Source organism: Streptomyces sp. NPDC048825, from assembly GCF_043198355.1.
In the GTDB taxonomy this organism is placed as follows: Bacteria; Actinomycetota; Actinomycetes; order Streptomycetales; family Streptomycetaceae; genus Streptomyces; species Streptomyces xiangluensis.
The window spans coordinates 201,072-223,264 of the sequence record NZ_JBICUR010000009.1; the positions used below are offsets into that span (position 1 = coordinate 201,072).

The 22,193-nt window shown below is 69.6% G+C and carries 18 protein-coding genes; 9 read left to right on the forward strand and 9 right to left on the reverse strand.

Annotated elements, in window-relative coordinates; genetic code table 11:
• Positions 1–37: 37 nt before the first annotated feature.
• The 3 genes from ACGFNK_RS22880 (at position 38) to ACGFNK_RS22890 (ending at position 4,830) form a co-directional block, all read left to right on the forward strand.
• Entirely contained in the window at positions 38–580 is a 543-nt protein-coding gene (locus ACGFNK_RS22880; RefSeq protein ID WP_393418570.1) for a metallophosphoesterase family protein, read from the forward strand.
• Positions 581–861: 281 nt separating this feature from the next.
• Positions 862–2,844 carry a GTP-binding protein gene (locus ACGFNK_RS22885; RefSeq protein ID WP_393418572.1) on the forward strand — a complete coding sequence of 661 codons (1,983 nt, stop codon included), beginning with the start codon at positions 862–864 and terminating at the stop codon, positions 2,842–2,844.
• A 126-nt stretch (positions 2,845–2,970) separates the two neighbouring features.
• On the forward strand, positions 2,971–4,830 hold the full coding sequence (locus ACGFNK_RS22890; protein ID WP_393418860.1) for an endoglycosylceramidase: 1,860 nt from the start codon (positions 2,971–2,973) through the stop codon (positions 4,828–4,830).
• Positions 4,831–4,957: 127 nt separating this feature from the next.
• Here the strand turns inward: ACGFNK_RS22890 and ACGFNK_RS22895 are convergent, their stop codons facing one another.
• Positions 4,958–6,229 (reverse strand): YncE family protein, encoded by a 1,272-nt coding sequence (locus ACGFNK_RS22895; RefSeq protein ID WP_393418574.1) that lies wholly within the window; start codon positions 6,227–6,229, stop codon positions 4,958–4,960.
• A 170-nt stretch (positions 6,230–6,399) separates the two neighbouring features.
• Between ACGFNK_RS22895 and ACGFNK_RS22900 the strand changes: the two genes are divergently transcribed.
• The gene (locus ACGFNK_RS22900; RefSeq protein WP_393418576.1) at positions 6,400–7,071 is read left to right on the forward strand and encodes a TetR/AcrR family transcriptional regulator; all 672 of its coding nucleotides are present in this window, start codon (positions 6,400–6,402) and stop codon (positions 7,069–7,071) included.
• Between the two features lie 24 nt (positions 7,072–7,095).
• On the opposite strand, the gene ACGFNK_RS22905 is transcribed toward ACGFNK_RS22900, so the two are convergent.
• Complete coding sequence (locus ACGFNK_RS22905; protein ID WP_386342846.1) at positions 7,096–7,467, reverse strand: nuclear transport factor 2 family protein; 372 nt, start codon at positions 7,465–7,467, stop codon at positions 7,096–7,098.
• Between the two features lie 202 nt (positions 7,468–7,669).
• Between ACGFNK_RS22905 and ACGFNK_RS22910 the strand changes: the two genes are divergently transcribed.
• Both ACGFNK_RS22910 and ACGFNK_RS22915 read left to right on the forward strand, forming a co-directional pair.
• Positions 7,670–8,266, forward strand: coding sequence for a DM13 domain-containing protein (locus ACGFNK_RS22910; protein ID WP_393418578.1), 597 nt, complete (start codon positions 7,670–7,672; stop codon positions 8,264–8,266).
• Between the two features lie 216 nt (positions 8,267–8,482).
• A complete protein-coding gene (locus ACGFNK_RS22915) occupies positions 8,483–9,733 on the forward strand; it encodes a serine hydrolase domain-containing protein (RefSeq protein WP_393418580.1) in 1,251 nt (416 codons plus the stop codon).
• Between the two features lie 6 nt (positions 9,734–9,739).
• Here the strand turns inward: ACGFNK_RS22915 and ACGFNK_RS22920 are convergent, their stop codons facing one another.
• The 6 genes from ACGFNK_RS22920 to ACGFNK_RS22945 all read right to left on the reverse strand — a co-directional run bounded on the left by ACGFNK_RS22920 (position 9,740) and on the right by ACGFNK_RS22945 (position 14,724).
• The gene (locus ACGFNK_RS22920) at positions 9,740–10,096 is read right to left on the reverse strand and encodes a DUF1876 domain-containing protein (RefSeq protein WP_393418582.1); all 357 of its coding nucleotides are present in this window, start codon (positions 10,094–10,096) and stop codon (positions 9,740–9,742) included.
• A 9-nt stretch (positions 10,097–10,105) separates the two neighbouring features.
• Positions 10,106–11,404 carry an SLC13 family permease gene (locus ACGFNK_RS22925; RefSeq protein WP_393418584.1) on the reverse strand — a complete coding sequence of 433 codons (1,299 nt, stop codon included), beginning with the start codon at positions 11,402–11,404 and terminating at the stop codon, positions 10,106–10,108.
• A 168-nt stretch (positions 11,405–11,572) separates the two neighbouring features.
• Positions 11,573–12,034 (reverse strand): CBS domain-containing protein, encoded by a 462-nt coding sequence (locus ACGFNK_RS22930; RefSeq protein ID WP_393418586.1) that lies wholly within the window; start codon positions 12,032–12,034, stop codon positions 11,573–11,575.
• A gap of 42 nt (positions 12,035–12,076) precedes the next feature.
• Entirely contained in the window at positions 12,077–12,481 is a 405-nt protein-coding gene (locus ACGFNK_RS22935; protein WP_393418588.1) for a hypothetical protein, read from the reverse strand.
• A 148-nt stretch (positions 12,482–12,629) separates the two neighbouring features.
• Entirely contained in the window at positions 12,630–13,352 is a 723-nt protein-coding gene (locus ACGFNK_RS22940) for a potassium channel family protein (RefSeq protein ID WP_393418590.1), read from the reverse strand.
• The gene (locus tag ACGFNK_RS22945) at positions 13,345–14,724 is read right to left on the reverse strand and encodes a TrkH family potassium uptake protein (RefSeq protein WP_393418592.1); all 1,380 of its coding nucleotides are present in this window, start codon (positions 14,722–14,724) and stop codon (positions 13,345–13,347) included. The genes ACGFNK_RS22940 and ACGFNK_RS22945 overlap by 8 nt, the downstream gene beginning before the upstream one ends.
• Before the next feature lie 268 nt (positions 14,725–14,992).
• Here ACGFNK_RS22945 and ACGFNK_RS22950 point away from each other — a divergent pair, with 268 nt between their 5' ends.
• From ACGFNK_RS22950 to ACGFNK_RS22960, 3 genes are all read left to right on the forward strand, one after another.
• On the forward strand, positions 14,993–15,934 hold the full coding sequence (locus ACGFNK_RS22950; RefSeq protein ID WP_393418594.1) for a polysaccharide lyase family 1 protein: 942 nt from the start codon (positions 14,993–14,995) through the stop codon (positions 15,932–15,934).
• A 192-nt stretch (positions 15,935–16,126) separates the two neighbouring features.
• Positions 16,127–20,107, forward strand: coding sequence for a substrate-binding domain-containing protein (locus ACGFNK_RS22955; RefSeq protein ID WP_393418596.1), 3,981 nt, complete (start codon positions 16,127–16,129; stop codon positions 20,105–20,107).
• Positions 20,108–20,209: 102 nt separating this feature from the next.
• On the forward strand, positions 20,210–21,193 hold the full coding sequence (locus ACGFNK_RS22960) for an aldo/keto reductase (RefSeq protein ID WP_393418598.1): 984 nt from the start codon (positions 20,210–20,212) through the stop codon (positions 21,191–21,193).
• 62 nt (positions 21,194–21,255) lie between these two features.
• Here the strand turns inward: ACGFNK_RS22960 and ACGFNK_RS22965 are convergent, their stop codons facing one another.
• On the reverse strand, positions 21,256–22,065 hold the full coding sequence (locus ACGFNK_RS22965) for an SAM-dependent methyltransferase (RefSeq protein WP_393418600.1): 810 nt from the start codon (positions 22,063–22,065) through the stop codon (positions 21,256–21,258).
• Positions 22,066–22,193 lie beyond the last annotated feature (128 nt).

Below are 22,193 nucleotides of genomic sequence, written 5' to 3' on the forward strand. Positions count from 1 at the left end.
GCGGTGCGCCGCCGTGATCCGCCCTAGGCTTTCAGGCGTGTTCCGCCTCCTGTTGATGTCCGACACCCACCTTCCCAAGCGCGCCAAGGAGCTCCCGGCACCGCTCCTCGCCGAACTCCCGCGCGCCGATGTCGTGATCCACGCAGGCGACTGGGTGGACGTGGCCACCCTCGACCTGCTGGAAAGCCGGTCGCGGCGGCTGATCGGCGTGCACGGCAACAACGACGGCCCCGAGCTCAGGGCGCGCCTGCCCGAAGTGGCCCGCGCCGAACTGGACGGCCTGCGTCTCGGCGTCGTCCACGAAACCGGCGCCGCTGCGGGCCGCGAACGCCGCTGCTCAGCCCGCTTCCCCGACCTCGACGTCCTCGTCTTCGGCCACAGCCACATCCCCTGGGACACCACGGCACCCACCGGCCTGCGCCTGCTCAACCCCGGCTCACCCACCGACCGCCGACGCCAGCCGCACTGCACGTACATGACCGCGCTCGTGGACGGCGGCCGGCTGACCGACGTGACGCTGCACCGGCTGCCGCCCCGTCATCGCGAAGCGCTCATCGCCGACTCCCGCGACGGCGCCTGAGCCGCCACAGGTGTACGGGGAGAGGCGGTGTCCAGTACGACCATCCGCAGCCGTGGCGGGGGGAGCCGCGGGCAAGGTCCTGCGATCCGCCCCCGTGCCCCCGAGGTACGCGGCAGGCCTTGTTGAGCGTTAATCCGTTGCAGCCGCTCGCGGCCGCCTGCTGCACTACGGGGGACAAGCCGTCAGGAAGATCCGTCAGGAAGATCAAGGAGCAGCGATGCGAGCAGCGTTCATGTCCACCCAGGAAGGAATCCCCCTCACTCCAAAGGACATGACGCCAGGTGCACTCGCTGAACTTGGGAATTCTCGCGCACGTAGACGCCGGTAAGACGAGCCTGACCGAGCGGCTCCTGCACACCGTCGGGGTCATCGACGAGATCGGCAGCGTCGACGACGGCAGTACACAGACGGACACACTCGCGCTGGAGCGGCAGCGCGGCATCACGATCAAGTCCGCCGTCGTCTCCTTCGCGATCGACGACGTGACGGTCAACCTGCTCGACACCCCCGGCCACCCCGACTTCATCGCCGAGGTCGAACGGGTACTGAGTGTGCTCGACGGCGCGGTCCTGGTGATCTCGGCCGTGGAAGGCGTACAGGCGCAGACCCGTGTCCTCATGCGGACGCTGCAACGGCTGCGCATTCCGACGCTGATCTTCGTGAACAAGATCGACCGTGCCGGAGCGCGTTGCACGGACCTGCTGGAGAGCATCTCCACGCGGCTCACCCCGGCGATCGTCCCGATGGGCGAGGTCCGCGAACTGGGCAGCAGGGACGCCCACTTCGCCCCGCACGACGGCTTCCCGCCAGGCCTGCTCGAACTGCTCGCCGAGCACGACGACGCACTGCTGGCCGCGTACGTCGACGACGAGGCGACCGTTTCGCAGGACCGGCTGCGCACCGAACTCGCCGCGCAGGCCGGGCAGTCACTGGTGCACCCGGTGTTCTTCGGCTCGGCCGTCACGGGCGCGGGTGTCGATGAACTCGTCGGCGGGATCCGGAAGTTGCTGCCCTCGGCCGAGGGAGACGCTGACGGTCCGGTCTCGGGCACCGTCTTCAAGGTCGAGCGCGGACCGGCGGGGGAGAAGATCGCGTACGTGCGGATGTTCTCGGGCACGCTGCGCACCCGCGACCGCGTGACCTTCGGCGACGGCGAGGACGGGAAGGTCACCGGCATCACCGTCTTCGACCGGGGCTCGGACCCGCGGGGCGATCAGGTGCCCGCAGGGCGGATCGGCAGGCTCTGGGGGCTGACCGGCATCCGTATCGGCGACACCCTCGGCGTACCGCGGAAAGGGCCGGACGAGCACTACTTCTCACCACCGACCCTGGAAACCGTCGTCGTGCCCCGCGACAAGGCCGACAAGGGCGCTCTGCATCTCGCGCTGACCCAACTCGCCGAGCAGGACCCGCTGATCAACCTGCGGCAGGACGAGATCCGGCAGGAGATCTCGGTGTCCCTGTACGGAGAGGTGCAGAAGGAGGTCATCCAGGCCACGCTGGCCGAGGAGTTCGGCCTCGACGTCGGCTTCCGCGAGACGACGCCCCTGTGCATCGAGCGGCTGGTCGGCACCGGTGCGGCCGTCGAGTTCAACGGCAAGGAGCCGAATCCGTTTCTCGCGACCGTCGGACTGCGCGTCGATCCGGCGCCGGTCGGCTCCGGGGTGGAATTCCGGCTGGAGGTCGAGCTGGGGTCGATGCCGTACGCCTTCTTCAAGGCCGTCGAGGACACCGTGCGGGAGACGCTCGGCCAGGGACCGCACGGCTGGCAGGTCACCGACTGCACGGTCACCATGACGCACTCCGGCTATTCACCGCGGCAGAGCCATGCGCACCAGGGCTTCGACAAGAGCATGTCGAGCACGGGTGCGGACTTCCGCGGACTGACGCCGCTGGTGCTGATGGACGCGCTGCGGCAGGCGGGCACCCTGGTGCACGAGCCGATGCACGCCTTCCGGCTTCAGGCCCCGGCGGACACGCTGGGCGCGGTGCTGCCCGTCCTGGCGAAGCTGCGCGCCGTACCGCAGACGACTCAGGCGCGGGGCTCGGCGTCCGTGCTCGAGGGCCGGATCCCGGCCGCCCGGGTACACCAACTGGAGCAGCAGCTCCCGGCGTTGACCCGAGGCGAGGGCGAGCTGGAGACCGTCTTCGACCACTACGCACCGGTCGCCCGAGGCGTGCTCCCCGAGCGGGAGCGGACCGATCACAACCCTCTGGACCGGAAGGAGTACCTACTCAACGTGACGCGACGTGTCGGTGGGTGAAAGCGAACTCCCCTTGAGGGAAAGGTCACTTACTCCCGAGTAAATTGGGTACTTACTCTGGAGTCAGGGGTGTTGACGGGGCCGCTGAGCATTGCGAACGTAATGAACATGTCAAAGATGACGGACATGTTCCGATTGCGTATGCCTGTGCTCGGTGTGTTCCTGCTGCTCACCGGCCTGCTGACCACGGCGGGCGCTCAGCGCGCCACCGCTCTCCCCGACGACCTCTGGTTCGACGGACCCGCCGCGGCCACCCTCACGGTCAAGAACGGCCGCTTCACCGACGGCCTCGGCCGCGAGGTGGTGCTCCGCGGCTACAACGTCTCCGGCGAGACGAAACTGGCGGAGAACAACGGCCTGCCCTTCGCCTCGGTCGCCGACGCCAAGAAGTCCGCGACCGCGCTCCGGGCACTGGGCGGCGGCAACTCGGTCCGCTTCCTGCTCTCCTGGGCGTACGCCGAACCCGAACGCGGCAAGGTCAGCGCCGAGTATCTCGCCGCCGCCACCGGCCAGATGCGTGCCTTCCTCGACGCGGGGATCCGTGTGTATCCGGACTTCCACCAGGACCTCTACTCGCGCCACCTCTTCGACCCGGACAGCTGGTACACCGGCGACGGAGCCCCCAAGTGGGCCGTCGACGCCGGGAACTACCCGGACGAGTACTGCGGGATCTGTCCCTTCTGGGGCCAGAACATCACCCAGAACAAGGCCGTGACACAGGCGACCCACGACTTCTGGCACAACAAGTACGGGCTCCAGGACGCCTTCCTCACGACCGCCCAGAAGACGATGGCGTACGTCGAACAGAACCTGACCGACGCCCAGTTCGCGGGCGTCATCGGCTTCGACCCGTACAACGAGCCGCACGCGGGCACCTATGACTCCGGGCAGAGCAGCCGCGCCTGGGAGAAGGACGTGCTGTGGCCGTTCTATGAGAAGTTCCGCGCCCGGATGGACGCGGCCGGCTGGCAGGACAAGCCCGCCTTCGTGGAGCCGAACCTCTTCTGGAACGCCAACCTCGACTTCCAGAAGCAGGAGGGCGGCCTCCTCGACGCAGGCAAGATCGGCCCGGACTACGCCTTCAACACCCACTTCTACGACCAGAAGGCGATCTCGGGCATCTTCATGCCGGGCAAGGCGGGTGACGGTCAGTACAGCACCGACTTCGGGGTGGTGCGTGACCGTGCCGCCGCGGCCGGCACGGCGGGGATCATCAGCGAGTTCGGCCATCCGCTGGCAGGGCTCGTCTCCGACAAGGCCCCGACCGTCCTCAAGGGCATGTACCAGGCCCTCGACTCCCGTCTGCCGGGCGCCAGTTGGTGGTCCAAGCCCGCAGAGTCCGGACCGGTGCTCTCCGGTTCGCAGTGGCAGTGGGACATCTACAACGGCCGCCACAAGGAGCTGATGAACGGCAACCCCGACAAGGTGCTCACCCACGGCGACGCCTGGAACGACGAGGACCTGTCCGCCGTACGCCTCGACGACTCCGGCAAGGCCGTGCTGCGCCAGGACGCCCGGCTCCTCGACCGGGTCTATCCGAGCGCCACCGCGGGCAGCACTGTCGCGTTCACGTACGAGGACCGCTCCCGTGACGGCTCCACGACCCTGACCTGGAACCCGGTGCCGGACTCGCTCCCGCGTGTGAAGGAACTCGTGGGCTCGGGCCAGTACGCCCTCCACGTGTGGCGCTCCGACGGCAGCTCGGCCCCCACCGAACTGCACCTGCCCGCGTCCTTCCCGACGTCCTCCACCTCGGTGGTCTCGGACCTCGGTACGACGGCGGCCCCGCCCTCGTACACGAAGACCACCCCGATCGCGGTCGCGAACGAGCCGGGCGGGACGGGCAGCCGTCGACTGCTCCTGACCGCACCCGGCTCGGGCACGCACTACGCCCTGGTCACCAATGGCGCGACGGCTCCGTCCGCGGAGCTGCTGAGTGCCGCGCGGACGGAGCTGGCCAACTGGGCCGCGTCGAAGGCCGGTTAAACAGGTCTGCTGAGGTCCGTTGCGGTACCGCGCCCCTAGAGAGGCCGCAGGCCTCTTAGGGGCGCGGGGAACTGCGCGACCAGCCACGACGGACCCGCAGCTTCGAACTGCCTGACCAGCGGAGCGCTTACGCGGACGGGCCCGTCCAGTCCGCCGGGACCTTGGCCAGGCGTACGCGCTGAGGGTGGTCGCCGACCTCCACCGACGCCGTCTTCCTCCCCGTGGCGAAGTCGATGGCGGTGACCCGGTCGGAGCCGCTCTCGGAGATGACGCAGGACTTGCCGTCACCGCTGACGGTGGCCCAGTAGGGCTTCGAGGCGGTGACGAGCGGGCCCTCTTGGAGGGAGGAGCGGTCGACGACGGTCGCGTAGTCGTCCATCGTCCCGGCGATGCACAGCTTGTCGCCGGCGGGGCTCATCGACATGCCGTGGTGGCGCGAGTCGTTGACCCAGGTCGTACGGTCCTCACTGGTCGCCGGGTTCTTCGGGAGGGTCTTCACCCGGGTGATCTTGTCGCTCGCGACGTCGTACTCGACGAAGCCGTTGAAGAAGGACACCTGGAAGTAGAGCTTCGACTCGTCCGGGGTGAAGGCGACGGGACGTACGGCGTCGGACAGGTCCTTGCGGCCGAAGGCGTCGAGCCGCTCACGCATGTCGATGACCTTGACCTGCTCGTACGTGTTCGCGTCGACGACGGTGATCTTGCGGTCGCCCTTCGTCCAGTCCAGCCACGGGGCGTCGGTTGCGGTGTTCACGTCCCCGATCGACATGTTCCACAAGTGCTTGCCGTCCTCGGTGAAGACGTTCTCGTGCGGCTTGTCTCCGGTCTTGAACGAACCGAGCTGCTTGCCGGTGGCGATGTCCAGGACGTGCACGGTGTTGGAGATCGAGGCCGACACGGCGACCCGCTTGCCGTCGGGGGAGACGGCCATGTGGTCGGAACGGTAACCGGACACGGGGAAGCGCCAGTTGATCTTCCCGGTGGCCAGGTCGATCGACACGACATCGGCGAAGCTGGGCCGGGAGACCACCATGGCCGAGCCGTCCGGCGTGGAGTACATGTCGTCGACGTACTGGTCGTGGCCCTCACCGACGCCGTTGCGGATGGCCGTGAAGTAGATCCACTTGATCGGGTCCGCGTTGATCTCCGCGATCCGCTCCTCCTTGTCCGGGATGACGTTGATCCGGCCGATCTTCGCGAGGTCGCCGCCGGGCTTGATGACGTCGGCGGTGCCGTCCCAGTTGTTGCCGACGAACATCACCTCGCGCAGGTCCGCGGCGGCGTTCTTGCTGCCTTTGAAGGCGTCCTGAGCCTCGGCCGTGGCCGCCGCCGACCCGGCGACGGTCAGGGCGAGGGCGGCTGCTAGGGAGCCGACGTGCCGGGCTTTGAAGGCAGTCATGACTTCTCCTGAATGTTGGGCGCATGACAAGGTGTGCGGGAGGGTGAGTCTGAATACACGGGCGTTCAGAGTTACTTACTGGAAAGTAAGGAGTCGATGGCGCTCTACACAAGACGTCGAAGGCGACAAAATTGGTCACCTATGTGACATGTGAGATCGGGGAGGCCCCAGTGACGGGCAGGCTCAAAGCGCCGACCGGCCGTTATGGCGGCAAGTCCGCCCAGGAGCGGCAGGCCGAGCGGCGTCGGCGCTTTCTGGACGCCGCGCTCCAGCTCTTCGGCGACAGCCCCGGCTACCGCGCCACGACCGTCGCCGCCCTGAGCGAGGCCGCCGGGCTTTCGACACGTCAGTTCTACGAGGAATTCCGGAACTTGGAGGACCTACTCGCCGCCCTGCACCTCCAGGTCAACGACTGGGCCGAGGAAGCCACCCTGGCCGGGCTCGCCGAGGCGGACGGCCGGCCGATCGATGAGCGCGTCACCGCGGCCTTCCGTGCCTACGCCGCCGATGTCACGGGCGATCCGCGGCGCCTGCGTATCGCCTTCGTCGAGATCATCGGCGTCAGTCCCCGTCTCGAACGGCAGCGGCTGGCCCGCCGCTCCCGCTGGATCGACTTCATCTGCGCCGAGGCCGAGGCCGCCGCCGAACGCGGCGAGGCGGCGTCCCGCGACTACCGGGTCGCCGCCGCGGCCTTCATCGGCAGCGTCAACGGTCTGCTGCACGACTGGAGTTCGGGCTGGGTCGACGCGACGCTCGACGAGGTCGTCGACGAACTCGTGCAGATGCTACTGGGGGTACTGCAGCCGGTGGGATGGCGAGAGCCCGGGTCGGACGAGAAGTGACCCGGGCCCTCGGTGGGGTGCTTGCTAGCCCTCGTCGTCCCATTCCTGGAGCAGGGTCTGGTCGACGATCTTCCCGTTGCGCAGCTCCACCATCGAGCTGGCGAGGACCTTGACGCCGTCGGGGTACTGGCACGACTCCGTGTACGCGAGGTGGTCGCCCTGGACGATGCACTGTTCGACCTTGTGGGTCATGTCGCGGCTGTAGACGTCGCTGAGCATCTCGCTGATCTGGTCGCGACCGTGCATGACCTTCGGGTGGCTGGGCTGGGTGTTGCGGTCGACGACGCGGAGCTCGGCGTCGTCGGCGTACAGCGACAGGAGTGCGTCCGCGCTCTGGCCTTCGATGGCCCGGCGCAGAGTTTCGGTGTCGAAGCCGGGGGCTGCGGCAGTGCCCATGGTGAACCTCCTGGTGGACTGTCTTCGAAGGCCGGGGCCGCGCGGGGGAGCGGGCCGCGAACGGCCTCTCCCTTCGAGACTCCTCCTGCTGGAAGGCGTCAGCAAGCGCAGCCGTAAGCCTTCCGTCATCTCTTGATCGGTGTTGTGCCGGCGTCGGTCGGATTGAATGAGGGCGAGAAGTTCTGGGCTGGTGGAGGGCAGGGTGAGGCGCGTGCGCAGGGTGTTGAGCGGGCCGGTGATCGCGGGGTTCGTGGTGGTGGCGGTCGTCGTGGTCGGGGCGGGGCTGTACTGGTTCCAGCCGTGGAAGCTGTGGCAGGACGAGACCGTGCAGGAGTCCCTGCCGGCTGCCGCCGCCACACAGACGCCCGCGGCCGAAGATCCCGCGGGCGAAGCCCCGGCGGACGAACCCTCGAAGGCCGCCTCCACGCCACCCGAGCCGGCCGGGCCCCGGGCGCTGGCGCGCGGTGACCTGATCAGCCACGAGCACACGACGTCCGGTACGGCGACCGTGCTGCGGCTGGCCGACGGCTCCCACGTACTGCGGCTGGAGAACCTCGACACCAGCAACGGCCCGGATCTGCGGGTATGGCTGACCGACGCGCCGGTCAAGGAGGGCAAGGCAGGCTGGGGTGTCTTCGACGACGGGAAGTACGTCAGCCTCGGCAAGCTCAAGGGGAACAAGGGCGACCAGAACTACGTCCTGCCGGCCGACACCGACCCCGCCGCGTACACAAGCGTGAGCATCTGGTGCGACCGGTTCAACGTCTCGTTCGGCGCGGCGGAACTGGCTCGCGCGTAAGCGCTCCGCTGGAAGCACAGTGATGACCCCACGGGCCGGTGGGGCTGGTCGCAGCCCCGCGCCCTCCTCGGGGGCGCGTCATGCCGCACCGGACTTCATCAGGAGAGCCGGGGCGAGGGTGGGGAACTCAGCCCCCCGGAACGGGGGTTGGCCCTACTTCAGACGCTCGGGTTGCCTGGATGGGCCGAGGAGTTGACGATCCGTAACGTCTGACGCATGGGTACGCAGACACGCGAGCGGTTCAGTCGGTCGGCATGGGTGAGGGTGACGCTGGCGGTGGCCGGGGTCGGGGCGATCGGGGCGACCACCCTGCTCGGCTCGGGCGCCGGAGCCCTGGGCGCCGACAGCGAGGCGGTCTCACGCGGCCGGTTCCAGCGGGACGCGGACGCGGTCCGGGACACCGGCGCCACCGGACTGGTGGCCAGGGCGCGGGATGCCGCCGGCCGGGACATGTCGGTCAGGTCCGGTGTCGCCGATCTGGAGCGGGGCGGGCCCGTGCCGTACGACGCCTACTACCGGATCGGCAGCGACACCAAGACCTTCGTGGCCGTCGTCGCCCTCCAACTGGTTGCCGACGGCAAGCTGAGCCTGGACGACACCGTCGACAAGTGGCTGCCCAAAGTGGTCACCGGCAACGGCAACGACGGCAGCCGCATCACCATCCGCAACCTCCTCCAGCACACCAGCGGGCTCGTCGACTACACCGACATCCTCTTCGACGACCCGGCCGAGCTGACGCCCGAGCGCTATCGCGAGCAGCGCTTCAAGGTACGCACCCCCGAGGAACAGGTCGCGCTGGCCATGACGCGCAAGCCCGGCTGGCTGCCGGACGCCGACGACCCGGGGTCCGAGACCCGCTGGGCGTACTCCAACACCAACTACGTACTGGCCGGCATGATCATCGAGAAGGCAACCGGTCACCGCTGGGAGCAGGAAGTCCACGAGCGCGTCATCGAGCCGCTGGACCTGCGCCACACTCTCACCCCCGGCACCTCGCCCTACGTCCCCCGGCCCACCGCCACTGCGTACCTCCAGTTCCCCGGCCGCGAGGACCTCACCGACACCACGCTCGCCCTGGAGGGAGGCGCGGACGGTGCCATCATCAGCACCACCGACGACATGAACACCTTCCTGCGCGCCCTGATGAGCGGACGGCTGCTGCCCGCGGAGCAACTGGCGCAGATGCGCACCACTGTCCCGGCGCCCGACGAGGTCGGCGGCGACAGGACGCGCTACGGGCTCGGCATCGCCTGGCGCCCGGTCAAGGGCTGTCCCGAGGGTGTCTGGCACCACGGCGGCACCTCCTTCGGCACCGTCTCCGAGTCCGCCGTCACCCCGGACGGCCGGGTCTCGGCCGCAACGGCCGTCTTCACCACCCGCTTCGGCGACGAGAAACGCTTCATCCAGCAGGCCGAGGCCACCATCGACCTGATCGACCGCGCGGTCTGCGGCCGACAGGGTCAGTAGCCCGCGTCACGGGTGGGGGTGGGCCGGTGCGTGCGTGGCCTCCTCGATCTCGTGGGCGGCCTTGCGCAGCAGTCGCCGGGCCAGGTCGTTGAGCGCCCTGGCCGCGGCGAGTTCCTCACCGACCTGGGCCTGTTCCGGATCGTTGGGATTGCGCTTCGCATGACCGTGGGTCGTCAGCCGCGTGGTGTCGGGCAACTGCAGGGTCGCCCTCGCCTCGCTCTCGGTCTCGGACCGGTCGATGTTCAGGTCGATATGCCAGTTGAGGTGTGCCATGGTGCTCACCCGTTCGCGCCCGCCGGAGTTCCGTGCAGTGGCGACGAGTGCCCGGATCCCGGGGCCGTATGCGTCGGGGCCTGCCGGCATCGGCGTACGTCATGCGAGGGCGAAGTACCGCAGCCACACATAGACGAGGGCGAAGGCCACCGTGACCGCGGTGACGATCAGGCCGTACTTCGTGAACTGCCAGAAGGAGATGGGCTGGCGATTGCGTTCCGCGATGCCCAGGACGACGACGTTGGCGGAGGCGCCGATCGCGGTGGCGTTGCCGCCGAGGTCGGCCCCCAGAGCGAGGGACCACCACATGACGTGATCGCTGCCGCCACCCATGTTCTCGACCAGGTCACCGGTGATGGGCGCCATCGTGGCGACGTACGGAATGTTGTCGACGATGCCCGACAGGACCGCGGAGGCGCCCAGCATCGTCAGGGATCCGCCCAGTTCGTTGTCACCGATCGCGTCGGCCAGGGTCTTGGAGACCTCGCCGATGACACCGGTGTCGATCAGTCCGCCGATCATGATGAAGAGGCCGGCGAAGAAGGCGAGCGTGGGCCATTCGACCTCGGCCAGGACTTCACCGGTCTCCACCGAGGAGATGGCGATGAGGAGCCCGGCGCCGAGCAGCGCCACGATGCTGGGCTCGTAGTGCAGCACCGGGTGGAGAACGAACCCGGCGACGACCAGGGCGAGCACGATCAGCCCCTGGATCAGCAGCCGCGGATGGCGGATGGCCTCCCGCTCCTCCAGCGCCATGATCTCGGCGGCCCGGTCCTCGTCGTACACGAAGGTCTTGCGGAACATCACCCGGCACAGCACGACGAGGACGACCACGAGGAACGCGGACAGCGGGGCGAGGTGGATCAGGAAGTCGTTGAAGGTCAGACCGGCGCGGCTGGCGATGATGATGTTCGGGGGATCGCCGACGAGGGTGGCCGTGCCGCCGATGTTGGAGGCCAGCACCTCGGCGATCAGGAACGGTGCGGCGGGAAGGCCGAGCCGCTCGCAGACCAGCAGGGTGACGGGGGCGATCAGCAGAACCGTGGTGACATTGTCGAGGAGTGCCGAGGCGACCGCCGTGATGACGACGAGCATCGCCATCACCCGGAACGGCTTGGCGCGTGCCTTCTTCACGGACCAGATCGCCAGGTACTCGAACATGCCGGTCTTCTTCAGCACGCCGACGATCATCATCATGCCCATGAGCAGGAAGATGACGTTCCAGTCGATTCCGGAGTGCTCGGAGTAGAACGCCGAGACGTCGTCGGTCGCCCCGATCGCGAGCATCAGGCCGGCACCGCCGAGAGCCACGGCGACGCGATGGATCTTCTCGCTGATGATCAGCGCGTACGCGCCGACGAACACGACGATCGCGGCCCAGCTGTGCCAGTCGTTCATGATTCACACCGATCGGAAGAGAGAGTGATCCTCTGCTCGCCGACCAGGCTTCCCGGCACACCGGAGGGAACCTTACCCGTTCTTCACGCGTCTTTGGCAGATGGCCTCTGCGCAGGGGAGTAGCCGGAATCCTGCCGGGTTCCGGAAGCACGGAGGGGGATGCCGCCCTTACGACACGGCGCCGAGCAGCCGGTCCAGCAGATGCGAGGCGGTGATCACGCCGAGCAGATGCAGACCGGCCTTGTCCTTTTCCACCACCGCCACAAGCGGGCTGCGCACCTGCGCCATCAGCGCCGCGACCTCGAGGGCGGTGTCGTCCGGCGCGGCGACCGGCGGCGCGGGCACGGACTTCGACAGACAGTCCCGTACGGTCCGGCCCTTGAGCGACTGGCACAGCCGGTCGGCGTGGCGCTCGTCGACCACGGCGGCCAGCGTCGGGTCCTCGATGACGTACTCCGGTACCAGGATCTTGATCATCTGGGAGGCCGGCAGGATCGCCTTCGGCGCACCCCACTCGTCGACCACCAGGAGCGCGGGCAGCCGGTGCCGGGCCATCAGGCGTGCCGCCTCCAGGGCGTCGGTGTCGAGACCGACCGTCTCGTACTCCACTGCCAGATCACGTGCCCGCACGATCGGCTCCTGTCTCCCGCTCGGTCGCCGCACTGCTCATTGTCACTCCCGCCTCGGTGTGACGCGGTGGTGGGCGCCGCGGGCGTGCATGATCCGCGCGAGGACCGTGCCGAGGAACGCGGCGGCCAGGAGCAGGACGAGCCGCGCGGCGTCGAGCCCGTCCCAGCTGAGTTCACCGCGGGGCGCGATGGCGAAGTTGTTGAGGAACAGCCAGCACACGAGGGCGATACCGGGCGCCGCGCGGAAGCGGGCGGGCAGCCCGAGCAGCACCGCGAGCCCGCACAACGCTCCCAGCGCCAAGGACGGGCTGGACAGTCCGCCTACCGCACCGAGCACGGCCACCAGGAGGCAGGATCCCGCGAAGGCCGCCATCCACACGAAGCCGGTCGCCACCGGCTCGGGCACGGGCCTGACGGTGGGAGTCCGCAGCGGGTGCCACTCCACCATGACTGCTCCTCTCCCCCGTCCCTGTGCGTACGCGGTTGCCGCTCTCTCATAGCAACGCACGGCGAGCCGCGTTCGTCGACCGTCTCGGGCCGGCCTGATGGATTCTGTATGGCTCGTTGACGAAATACGTACACCACGGAGCTGAGCCTCAACTCAGCTCGGCGAAGGACTCCACCGCGTGGGTCTTGCCGGTGACGACGAGGACGTCGCCCTTCTGGACGACGGTGTCGGCGGTCGCGTACGTGAAGCCCTCGCCGGGCCGCTTGATGCCGACGACCGTGACGCCGTACCTGCGGCGGACCTGGCTCTCGCCGAGCGGCATGCCGGTGACGACCTGAGGGGCGACCGTCTTCACCAGGGCGTAGTCGTCGTCGAACTCGATGAAGTCCAGCATCCGGCCGGTGACCAGGTGGGCGACGCGTTCGCCCATGTCGTGCTCCGGCAGCACGACATGGTGCACACCGAGGCGTTCGAGGATCTGGCCGTGCTGGCGGCTGACGGCCTTGGCCCACAGGTTGGGCACCTCGGCCTCCAGCAGATTCGAGCTGACCAGGATGCTCGCCTCGACGTCGTTGCCGATGGCGACGACGGCGCTGGTGAACTCGTGGACACCGAGCTGGTGCAGCGCTTGGGCGTCGGTGCAGTCGGCGACGGCGGCGTGGGTGAGGCTGTCGCTGTACTTCTGCACCAGCCGGGCGTCGGTGTCGATCCCGAGGACGTCCCAGCCGCGCCGCATCAGCTCGCCGGCCAGTGAGGAGCCGAAGCGCCCCAGGCCGATCACGGCGACGCGCTGGTCGGCGCCGCCGCGGGCGGGGGTCTCGGCGCGGCGCTTGCGGCGCCAATGACGCAGGGAGGGCAGGTGCTCAACCAATGACGGGTCGCTCCTCGGGCAGTTCGTAGCGGCGGGTGCGCTCGCGCAGGGCGAGGGCCGAGACGAGGGTGATGGGGCCGAGGCGGCCGACGAACATCAGGCCGATCAGCAGCAGTTGACCGGTCGCCGGCAGGTCGGCGGTGATGCCGGTGGACAGGCCCACCGTGGCGAAGGCGGAGACGACTTCGAACAGCACCGCCTCCAGACGTTCCTCGGTGAGCGCGAGCAGGGCGAGCGTGGAGGCGATGACCAGGCCGATGCCCAGCAGCGCCACGGTCAGCGCCTGCCGCAGTACCTGCGGGGCCAGCCGGCGGCCCAGCACCACGGAGTGACTCTCGCCGCGGACCTCGGCGGTGATCGCGGCGAACAGGACGGCGAAGGTCGTGACCTTGATGCCGCCCGCGGTTCCGGCACTGCCGCCGCCGATGAACATCAGTACACAGGTCATCAGCAGCGTCGAGGCGTGCAGGGCGCCGATGTCGAGGGAGTTGAACCCGGCGGTGCGCGACATGGCAGAGTGGAAGAAGCCGCTGAGGATTTTGTGCGCCACGCCCTGTGGGCCCAGCGTCGCGGCGTTGGTCCACTCCAGCAGGCACGTCAGTACGGTCCCCGCGACCAGCAGGACAGCGGTCATGATCAGCGTCAGCCTGGTGTGCAGCGTCCAGTTGCGGCGCCCGGTCGTCCGGCGCCGGTTGCGATGGCGCAGCAGCTCCAGCATGACGGGGAAGCCGATGCCGCCCAGGATCACGGCGGCGGCGATCGGCAGCGTGACCCAGGCGTCCTGCGCATAGCGGGTGAGGCTGTCGGCGTGCAGCCCGAACCCGGCGTTGTTGAACGCCGACACGGCATGGAAATAGCCCAGGTACGCCGCCTCGCCGAAGCCGTTGCCGTACCCGTAGCGGAAACGCAGCGCGAGGACGGCGCTCACCGCGAGCTCGACGATCAGGGTCGTACCGGCGACACCGATCAGCACCCGGCGTACGTCCCCGATGCCGAGGCTCTTCGTCTCGGCCTGCGCCGTCAGTTGCAGCCGCAGCCGCAGCCGGCCCGAGACCAGCAGCGCCAGCAGCGAGGCCATCGTCATGATCCCGAAGCCGCCGACCTGGATCAGCGCGAGGATCACGCCCTCGCCGAAGCCGCTCCAGTACGTTCCCGTGTCGACCACCGCCAGACCGGTGACGCAGACCGCGGAGGTGGACGTGAACAACGCCGTCACGAAGCCCGTCGCGGAGCCGTCCTCGGCGGCGACCGGCAGCGTCAGCAGCACCGCACCGCCCAGCACCACGACGGCGAACGCCACCACGACCGCACGCGCGGGATGCGCCGCAAGCAGCGACGACCACGACCGCAGCCGCGTCAGCAGTCCCGCCACCGCCCCTTCCTTCCCCGTATGACGAGAGCCGTCGCTGCGTATCGCCGGCGTCAAGCGCTCGTCAAAGGCTCGTCAAGATCCCGCCGCACACGTTACTTCGTCCGCTGCGCGCAATAGTCCACACAGCCGCCGTCATCGTCCACAACGGTCGCTCTAGCATCGTGCAAAGCCAGTCGCGCGGCTCAGTCAACACGTACGCGTACATCAGCTCTCCAAACCCCCACGGATGGAGAATCCCATGCGCAGGACGAGCGCAAGGATCACTTTGATGAGCGTCGCCGCCGGTACGGCCGTTGTGCTGGCCGTGACCGCGGCGACCACCGCGAACGGAGCCCCGACCGAGTCGGAAAGCGACAAAGCGGTAGCGGCAGCGGGCCCCATCGGCTTCGGTGCCGGTACGACGGGAGGCGCGGGCGGCAGCACGGTCACCGTGTCCAACGCCTCCGCCTTCACCGAGGCCGTTCAGAGCAGCGGCGCCGCGATCGTGAAGGTCGACGGCACCATCTCGCTCAGCGGCATGACGAAGGTCGCCGGCAACAAGACCGTCGTCGGCGTCGGCACCAACGGCAAGATCACCGGTGGCGGGCTGAACGTCAGCAAGGTCAACAACGTGATCATCCAGAACCTGGCCTTCTCGGGTTCCAACGACGACGCGATCAACGTCGAGTACGCCGAGAAGGTCTGGATCGACCACAACGACATCTCCGGCGCCAGCGACGGCGGAGTCGACATCAAGCGGGCCTCGAACAACATCACCGTTTCGTGGAACCGCAGTCACGACCAGGACAAGAACATGCTGCTGGGCCACTCCGACGACAACGGCAGTGAGGACAGCGGCAAGCTGAAGGTGACGTACGACCACAACTGGTTCGACGGCACCGGCCAGCGCAACCCGCGCGTCCGCTTCGGCAACCCGGTCCATGTGCTGAACAACTACTTCAGCGACATCGGGTCCTACGGCGTGGCGTCCACCGAGGGTGCGGGCGTGCTCGTCGAGGGGAACTACTTCGAGAACACCGAGGACCCCTTCCACCTCGGCGAGGGCGACTCAGGACCCGGCACGCTGGCCGCCAAGGACAACCACTTCGAGGGCTCCGGCGAGGGCCAGACCGGCGGCAGCGTGGCGAGCATCCCGTACGACTACACCGCCGACGCCGCCTCCGGCGTGAAGGCCGCGGTGATGGCGGGCGCCGGAGTGGGCAAGATCTGACGCACCATTCGATCCGGTACACACCGGATTCCCACCGTGCGGCACCTGATGGCCGCACGGACACCGGGGCAGGACCCGCGGACGAGCCGTGTCGCAGGTCTTGCCCCGGTAAGCGCTTTCCCCTACGTTCCTCCACCCGACGGGACATCCCCGGGCCGGCATCCGGGAGCACCCCTGACGAGTGAGGCACACATGGCGGAACAAGGGCCCGCCGGAGCCGCGGGACGGCGGGAGGTACCGGAGCGGCTCACGATCGGGCTGGTCACGGCGAACATCCATCTCGGAGTCGGCGCCACCCTGTGGTCCGGGGCGGTGAGGGCCGCGGAGCGCGACGATGTGAACCTCGTGTGCTTCCCGGGAGGCTCGCTGCGCCCGGGCGGCGACGCATCGCGGAGCGCACTGTACGAACTGGTGGACCGGGCCCGGCTCGACGGCGTCGTCTGCTGGAGCTCCACGCTTGGCCTGCCGGCATCGGGCGACCACGCCGAGCGGCTGCTGCGCTCGCTGAGACGGTTGCCGGTCGTCAGCCTCAACCACGCCCTGGAGGGCGTCGACGACCACGAAACCCTCACGCTCGACTCGTACGCGGGTATGCGGGAGCTCGTCGGCCACTTGGTCGCACGGCACGGCGTCCGGCGACCCGCGTGCATCCGCGGGCCGCTCACCAACCCCGTCTCCTTCGGGCGGTACCGGGCCTACACCCAGGCACTGGCCCAGTACCGCCTGCCCGCCGAACGTCAACTCGTCTGCGCCGCGGGCGACTTCGCGGCGGGCGCCGGCGCCTCGGCGATGCGGGTGCTGCTGGACGCGCGCGGGCTGCGGCCCGGCGTCGACTTCGACGCGGTGGTCGCCTGCAGCGACGTACTGGCGGCGGACGCGCTGCGGCTGCTCGCCGAGCGGGGCATCCGGGTACCCGAGGACGTCGCCGTGGTCGGCTTCAACGATTCCCCCGAAGCCCGTCTCTCCGAGCCGCCGTTGACCTCGGTCTCGCTGCCCTTCGCGGAGCTGGGCGGGCTGGCCGTGGACACCCTCGTCGCCCGCCTGCGGGGTGGGCGTGCGCCGGACCGCAGGGCGGTTGCGGGGGCTGTGGTCGTCCGCCGGTCTTGCGGGTGTCCTTCGCCGTTGGTGGCGGAGGGATTGGTGAGCGGGGGGTCGCTTTCTGGTGGGTCGCTCGGTGATGGGCCGGGCTCGGGCGGGTCGCTCGCCGACGGGCCGCAGCCGAGCGGGTCGCGGTCGGAGGGGCTGCGCTCGGGCAGGTCGGCCTCGGATGGGTTGGGCTCGGGAGGGTCACTCACCGAGGGGTCGGGCTCAGGCGGGTCGCTCACCGACGGGCCGCAACCGGGCGGATCGCGCTCGGAGAGGCCGCGCTCGAGCGGGTCGCGCTCGGGTGGTTCGCTCCTGTACGACGAGGTCTTCGCGGCGCTTCCTTGCGCCGGGCGGGAGTTGGCGGCGGCGTTCCGTGCGGATGCGGATCCCGCGTGGGCGGATGCCGGTCGCGTGGCGGACGTCGATCGCGCCGGTGCCCGGGGCCCTGGCGTCCAGGGCGCCGGCCTCCGGGGCGCCGACGTCCATGGCCCTGGCTCCGGCCCCCACGGCTTTCTGCCCATGCTGGAGCGCCTGCTGGGCCGGCAGGTGCGCAGGCCCGAGACGGTGGCGGCCTGGGAGCGGGCCTTGCTGGAGATACGTGACGACGCGGTCAGGTGTCTGCCGGAAGCCGCGCGGGTCCGGGGGGAGCGGCTTCTCGCACAGGCACGGCTGCTGGCGGCCGATGCGTCCCGGCGACTGCTGGAGTACGAGCGGTGGCTTGATGCCCAGGAGGCGGGCCGGCTGCGGGAGTTCGGTACGGCGCTGACCACGGTGGTCGATCTCGACGGGCTCGGCGAGGTACTGGAGCGGCACGCGGTGGCGGGCGGGCTGCCGGGGTGCCGGGTGGTGCTCTACGAGGGTGCCTGGAACCGGCTCTCCGGCCCCGGCCGCGGACTGGCGCGGGTCCTGCCGGTCCCGTCCGCATCGGGCGACCATGGCGGGGCGCGCCCCGATCCGGATCCGTACCCCGCGCACCTGCTGCTTCCCGACGAACTGCTGCCCGAGGCCGATCGGTTCACCTTCGTGCTCGAACCCCTCCACGTCGGTGACGAGCAACTGGGCTTCGCCGTCTTCGAATCCGGTACGGGGCACGAGGCGGACCGGCGAGGAAGCCTGTACCGGGCGCTGGGTGACCAGATCAGCGCGGCGCTGAAGGGGATCAGGCTGTTCGCGGAGGTGCGCCGCGCCCGTGACGCCGCGGAACGGGCCAGCACGTTCAAGACACGGCTGCTGGCCCAGGTCACCCAGGAGCTGCGCGGACCACTGGAGGAGATCCGGCGGCATGCGGGCACCGAAGCGGGCGGGGACGAAGCGGGCGGGGGCGAAGCGGGCGGGGGCGAGGCGCTCCAGCTGGTGCGTCGCGATGCCGACCGGCTGCTGCGGCTGGTCGACGATCTGCTGGAGTGGTCCCGCACCGGGACGGACGAACTCGGCCCGTCCCCGCGGCTGATCGACCCGCGTCCCGTACTGGTGAAGGCGTTCCGTGCCGTCGCCGCCACGGCACCGGGCGGGGCCGACTGGTCACTCGTACTGCCCCGTCGGCTGCCGGCCGTGCTCGCCGACCGGGAACAGCTGACCAAAGCTGTCTGTCATGTACTGGACGCCGCGGCGCGATCCGACACGCAGGGAGGCGTCGTGCTGACGGCGCGCACCGCGCCGACGTCCGTCAGGATCACCGTCACGGCGGTGGCCGATCCGTCCGCGGACCCGCGGTCTGGGGAGGCCGAAGGGGCGGGCCTCGGTTCGGCCACGGCGCGTCGTCTGGTGATGCTGCACGGCGGTTCGTACGCGGTCGGCGACAGCCCGCCGCACATCCGGCTGACCGTGGAACTGCCGCTGCCCGCCGCGCCGGGGCCACGGGCGCCATCGGCCGGAGCCGGGCGCACCCTGCTGGCCGTCGGTACGGGCCGGCCTTCCGCCGGGGATGTCACCGCCCTCGCCAGGCAGCACCGGCTCCGGCTCCGCCCGGTCGACCCCGACCCCGACCTCGACTCCGACGCGGACGCCGCCCCGCCCACCGGCGAGCGCACGGTGGCCGCAGTGGTATGGGACGTCGAGGCCGCCGGGCCCGAGGAGTGGCGGGTGGCGCAGCGCCTGTACGACGAACCGGCCCTGAGCGGCACTCCGTTCGTGCTGTTCGGGGTGACGGGCGAGGACCTCGCGCAGGCGCTTCGGGGCCAGCGGCCGAGCAAGAGTCCGCGGCCGGTGATCGTGGCCGACGGAGTGACACCGTCGCGGGAACGTCTCAGACGATCGGTGGCCACCGCGTTACGCGGGCACCCGGTCCGTACGGCCGCCGACGGCACCACGGCGCTCACCCTGATCGCCGAGGAGGAACCGCACCTGGTGATCGCGCAGCGGACGCTCGCGGACATGGACGGCTTCGACTTCGTCGACCGCATACGGGTGCTGGAACGACGTCTCTGGGAAGGAGGGCCCGGCGAAACAGGCGTGGCAGGAGGCAGCCTCCCGGGAGGCGGGGTGGCCGGGGGAGTCCTCGCCGGCGGACATCTGACCGGAGGGCGTCCGCCGTGCCCCGTACTGCTGCTCAGCGCCGAAGGGTTCACCCACGCCGACGCCCACCGCGCCAAGTCCCATCCCGGTCTCGTCCTCCTCGACCGCGACATCCTCACCGAGGACGAGACCGCCCGGCTGGTCGTCGCGATGACGGGCGACGGGGCGCAGGCCGCCGGACGGAACCGGGCTCTGGTCCACCAGGCCCTGGTCTGCCTCCAGACGCACTACCGCCGGCGGATCTCCCGCTGGCAGATCGCCCAGGCCGTCGGCGTCAGCGCCGATCACCTGGGCCGGCTCTTCCACCAGCAGTACGGCCTCACGGTGTGGGAGTACCTGACGCGCCTTCGGATCCAGCGGGCTTGCGAGCAGTTGCGCGGCAGCGAGGACAGCATCCAGAGCGTGGCCCGGGCGGTGGGCTTCACCGACCGGGCGTACTTCAGCCGGGTGTTCCGCAGGGTGACCGGCGTCGCGCCGCACGCCTACCGCACGGCCGGTCCCGCGGTCGGCCCTCAGCCGCGGGACGCGGGCACGGGTACGGGTACGGGGCTCATTGAGAAGGCCGGCTCATGAATGCGTGCGAGTTCTTCTGTTGGACGGGCGATCTTCCCAGGGCCGATGCTGGAGGCTCGGCACCGCACTGCGCCCCACGGGCACCACTGAAAGAGATCACACATGGAACAGCGGGTAATCGGCAGGATCAACCAGCAGGTCTCCGTCGTCGGCCTCGGCACCTGGCAGCTGGGCGCCGACTGGGGCGACGTCAAGGAGGAGGACGCGCTCGCCGTGCTGGACGCCGCGGTCGAGAGCGGCGTGACCTTCTTCGACACCGCCGATGTGTACGGCGACGGGCGCAGCGAGCAGCTCATCGGCCGCTATCGGCGTGAACGCCCGGACGCGGATCTCCTCGTCGCGACGAAGATGGGCCGTCGCGTGGCGCAGGAGCCGGCGCACTACACCCTCGACAACTTCCGTGCCTGGACGGACCGTTCGCGTACGAACCTGGGCGTGGACACCCTCGATCTCGTACAGCTGCACTGCCCGCCCACACCCGTCTACTCCTCCGACGCGGTCTTCGACGCCCTGGACACCCTCGTCGAGGAGCAGCGCATCGCCGCGTACGGCGTGAGCGTGGAGACCTGTGAGGAGGCGCTGACCGCGATCGCCAGGCCCGGCACGGCCAGCGTCCAGATCATCTTCAACGCCTTCCGGCTCAAGCCGCTGGAGGCGGTGCTCCCGGCCGCCGCCGAGGCGGGTGTGGGCATCATCGCTCGGGTGCCGCTGGCCTCCGGGCTGCTGTCCGGCAAGTACACCAAGGACACCGTCTTCCCGCCCGACGACCACCGGACGTTCAACCGGCACGGCGAGTCCTTCGACCAGGGCGAGACGTTCTCCGGTGTCGACTACGAGTCGGGCCTCGAAGCGGCCGCGGAGTTCTCTGCACTCGTGCCCAAGGGGGCGACGCCCGCGCAGACCGCACTGCGCTGGATCATCCAGCAGCCGGGCGTGACCTCGGTCATCCCCGGCGCCCGCTCTCCCGAGCAGGCGCGGGCGAACGCGGAGGCCGCCGCGCTGGCGCCACTGCCGGACGCGACGCTCGACGCCGTACGGGAGCTGTACGACCGCAGCATCCGGGCGCAGGTCCACCACCGCTGGTAGCAGGGGGGCGGTCAGCAGGCGTAGGTCCCTCCTCGCCACCTGACCGCCCCGCAGCCGTACCGCTACGGCTTGCGGCCCACTCCGCCGTAGGCGTCGACCACCGACACGTCGGACTCCGGGCGCCACTCGGTGACCTGGACGACGCCGGGCTCGGCCAGTTCCAGCCCGTCGAAGAATCCGGCGACCTCCTCGACGCTGCGTACGTAGTACGGAACGGCCCCGCTCTCGTTGTACGCGTTCGACGCGGCGATCATGCCCTCGCTGGTGGCGGTGCTGTCGCTGATGACCAGGTAACTGCCGGACGGCAGACCGGCCATGAGACGTGAGACCAGCGAGCGGGCCTGCTCGTAATCGGCCACATGGCCCAGCGTGTTGAGGATCATCAGGGCGACGGGCTGCGAGAGGTCCAGCGTGCTCGCCGCCGTCTTGAGGATCTCCTCGGGCTCGTAGAAGTCGGCGTCGATGTACGCCGTCTCGCCCTCGGGTGTGCTGGTGAGCAGCGCGCGGGCGTGGGCGAGGACCATGGGGTCGTTGTCGACGTACACGATCCGGGAGTCGGGGGCCACGCGCTGGGCCACCTCGTGGGTGTTGTCGGCGGTCGGCAGGCCGGTGCCGATGTCGAGGAACTGCCGGACGCCCTGTTCGCCGGCCAGGTGCCGGACGGCGCGCCCGAGGAACTGGCGGCTCGTGCGCGCCACGTCGACGAGGCCGGGGAAGATCTCCTTGATCTGGTCGCCGATCTCGCGGTCCACCTCGTAGTTGTCCTTGCCGCCCACGAAGTAGTTCCAGAAACGCGCGGAGTGCGGCTTGGTCGTGTCGATCCGGGCACGTATCTCGGCAGCGGCGGCGAGCTGGGGGTCTTGATCGGACACGAAAGTGCCTCCTGCGCATCGGTGTTCGGTAACCGGACATCAATCTAGTCGAACGGTCCGGCTTCCCGCCCACGTCCTGGCAGGTGAACACGGCCGCACCATACGGGATTTGGCCAAGTGAGCCGCCG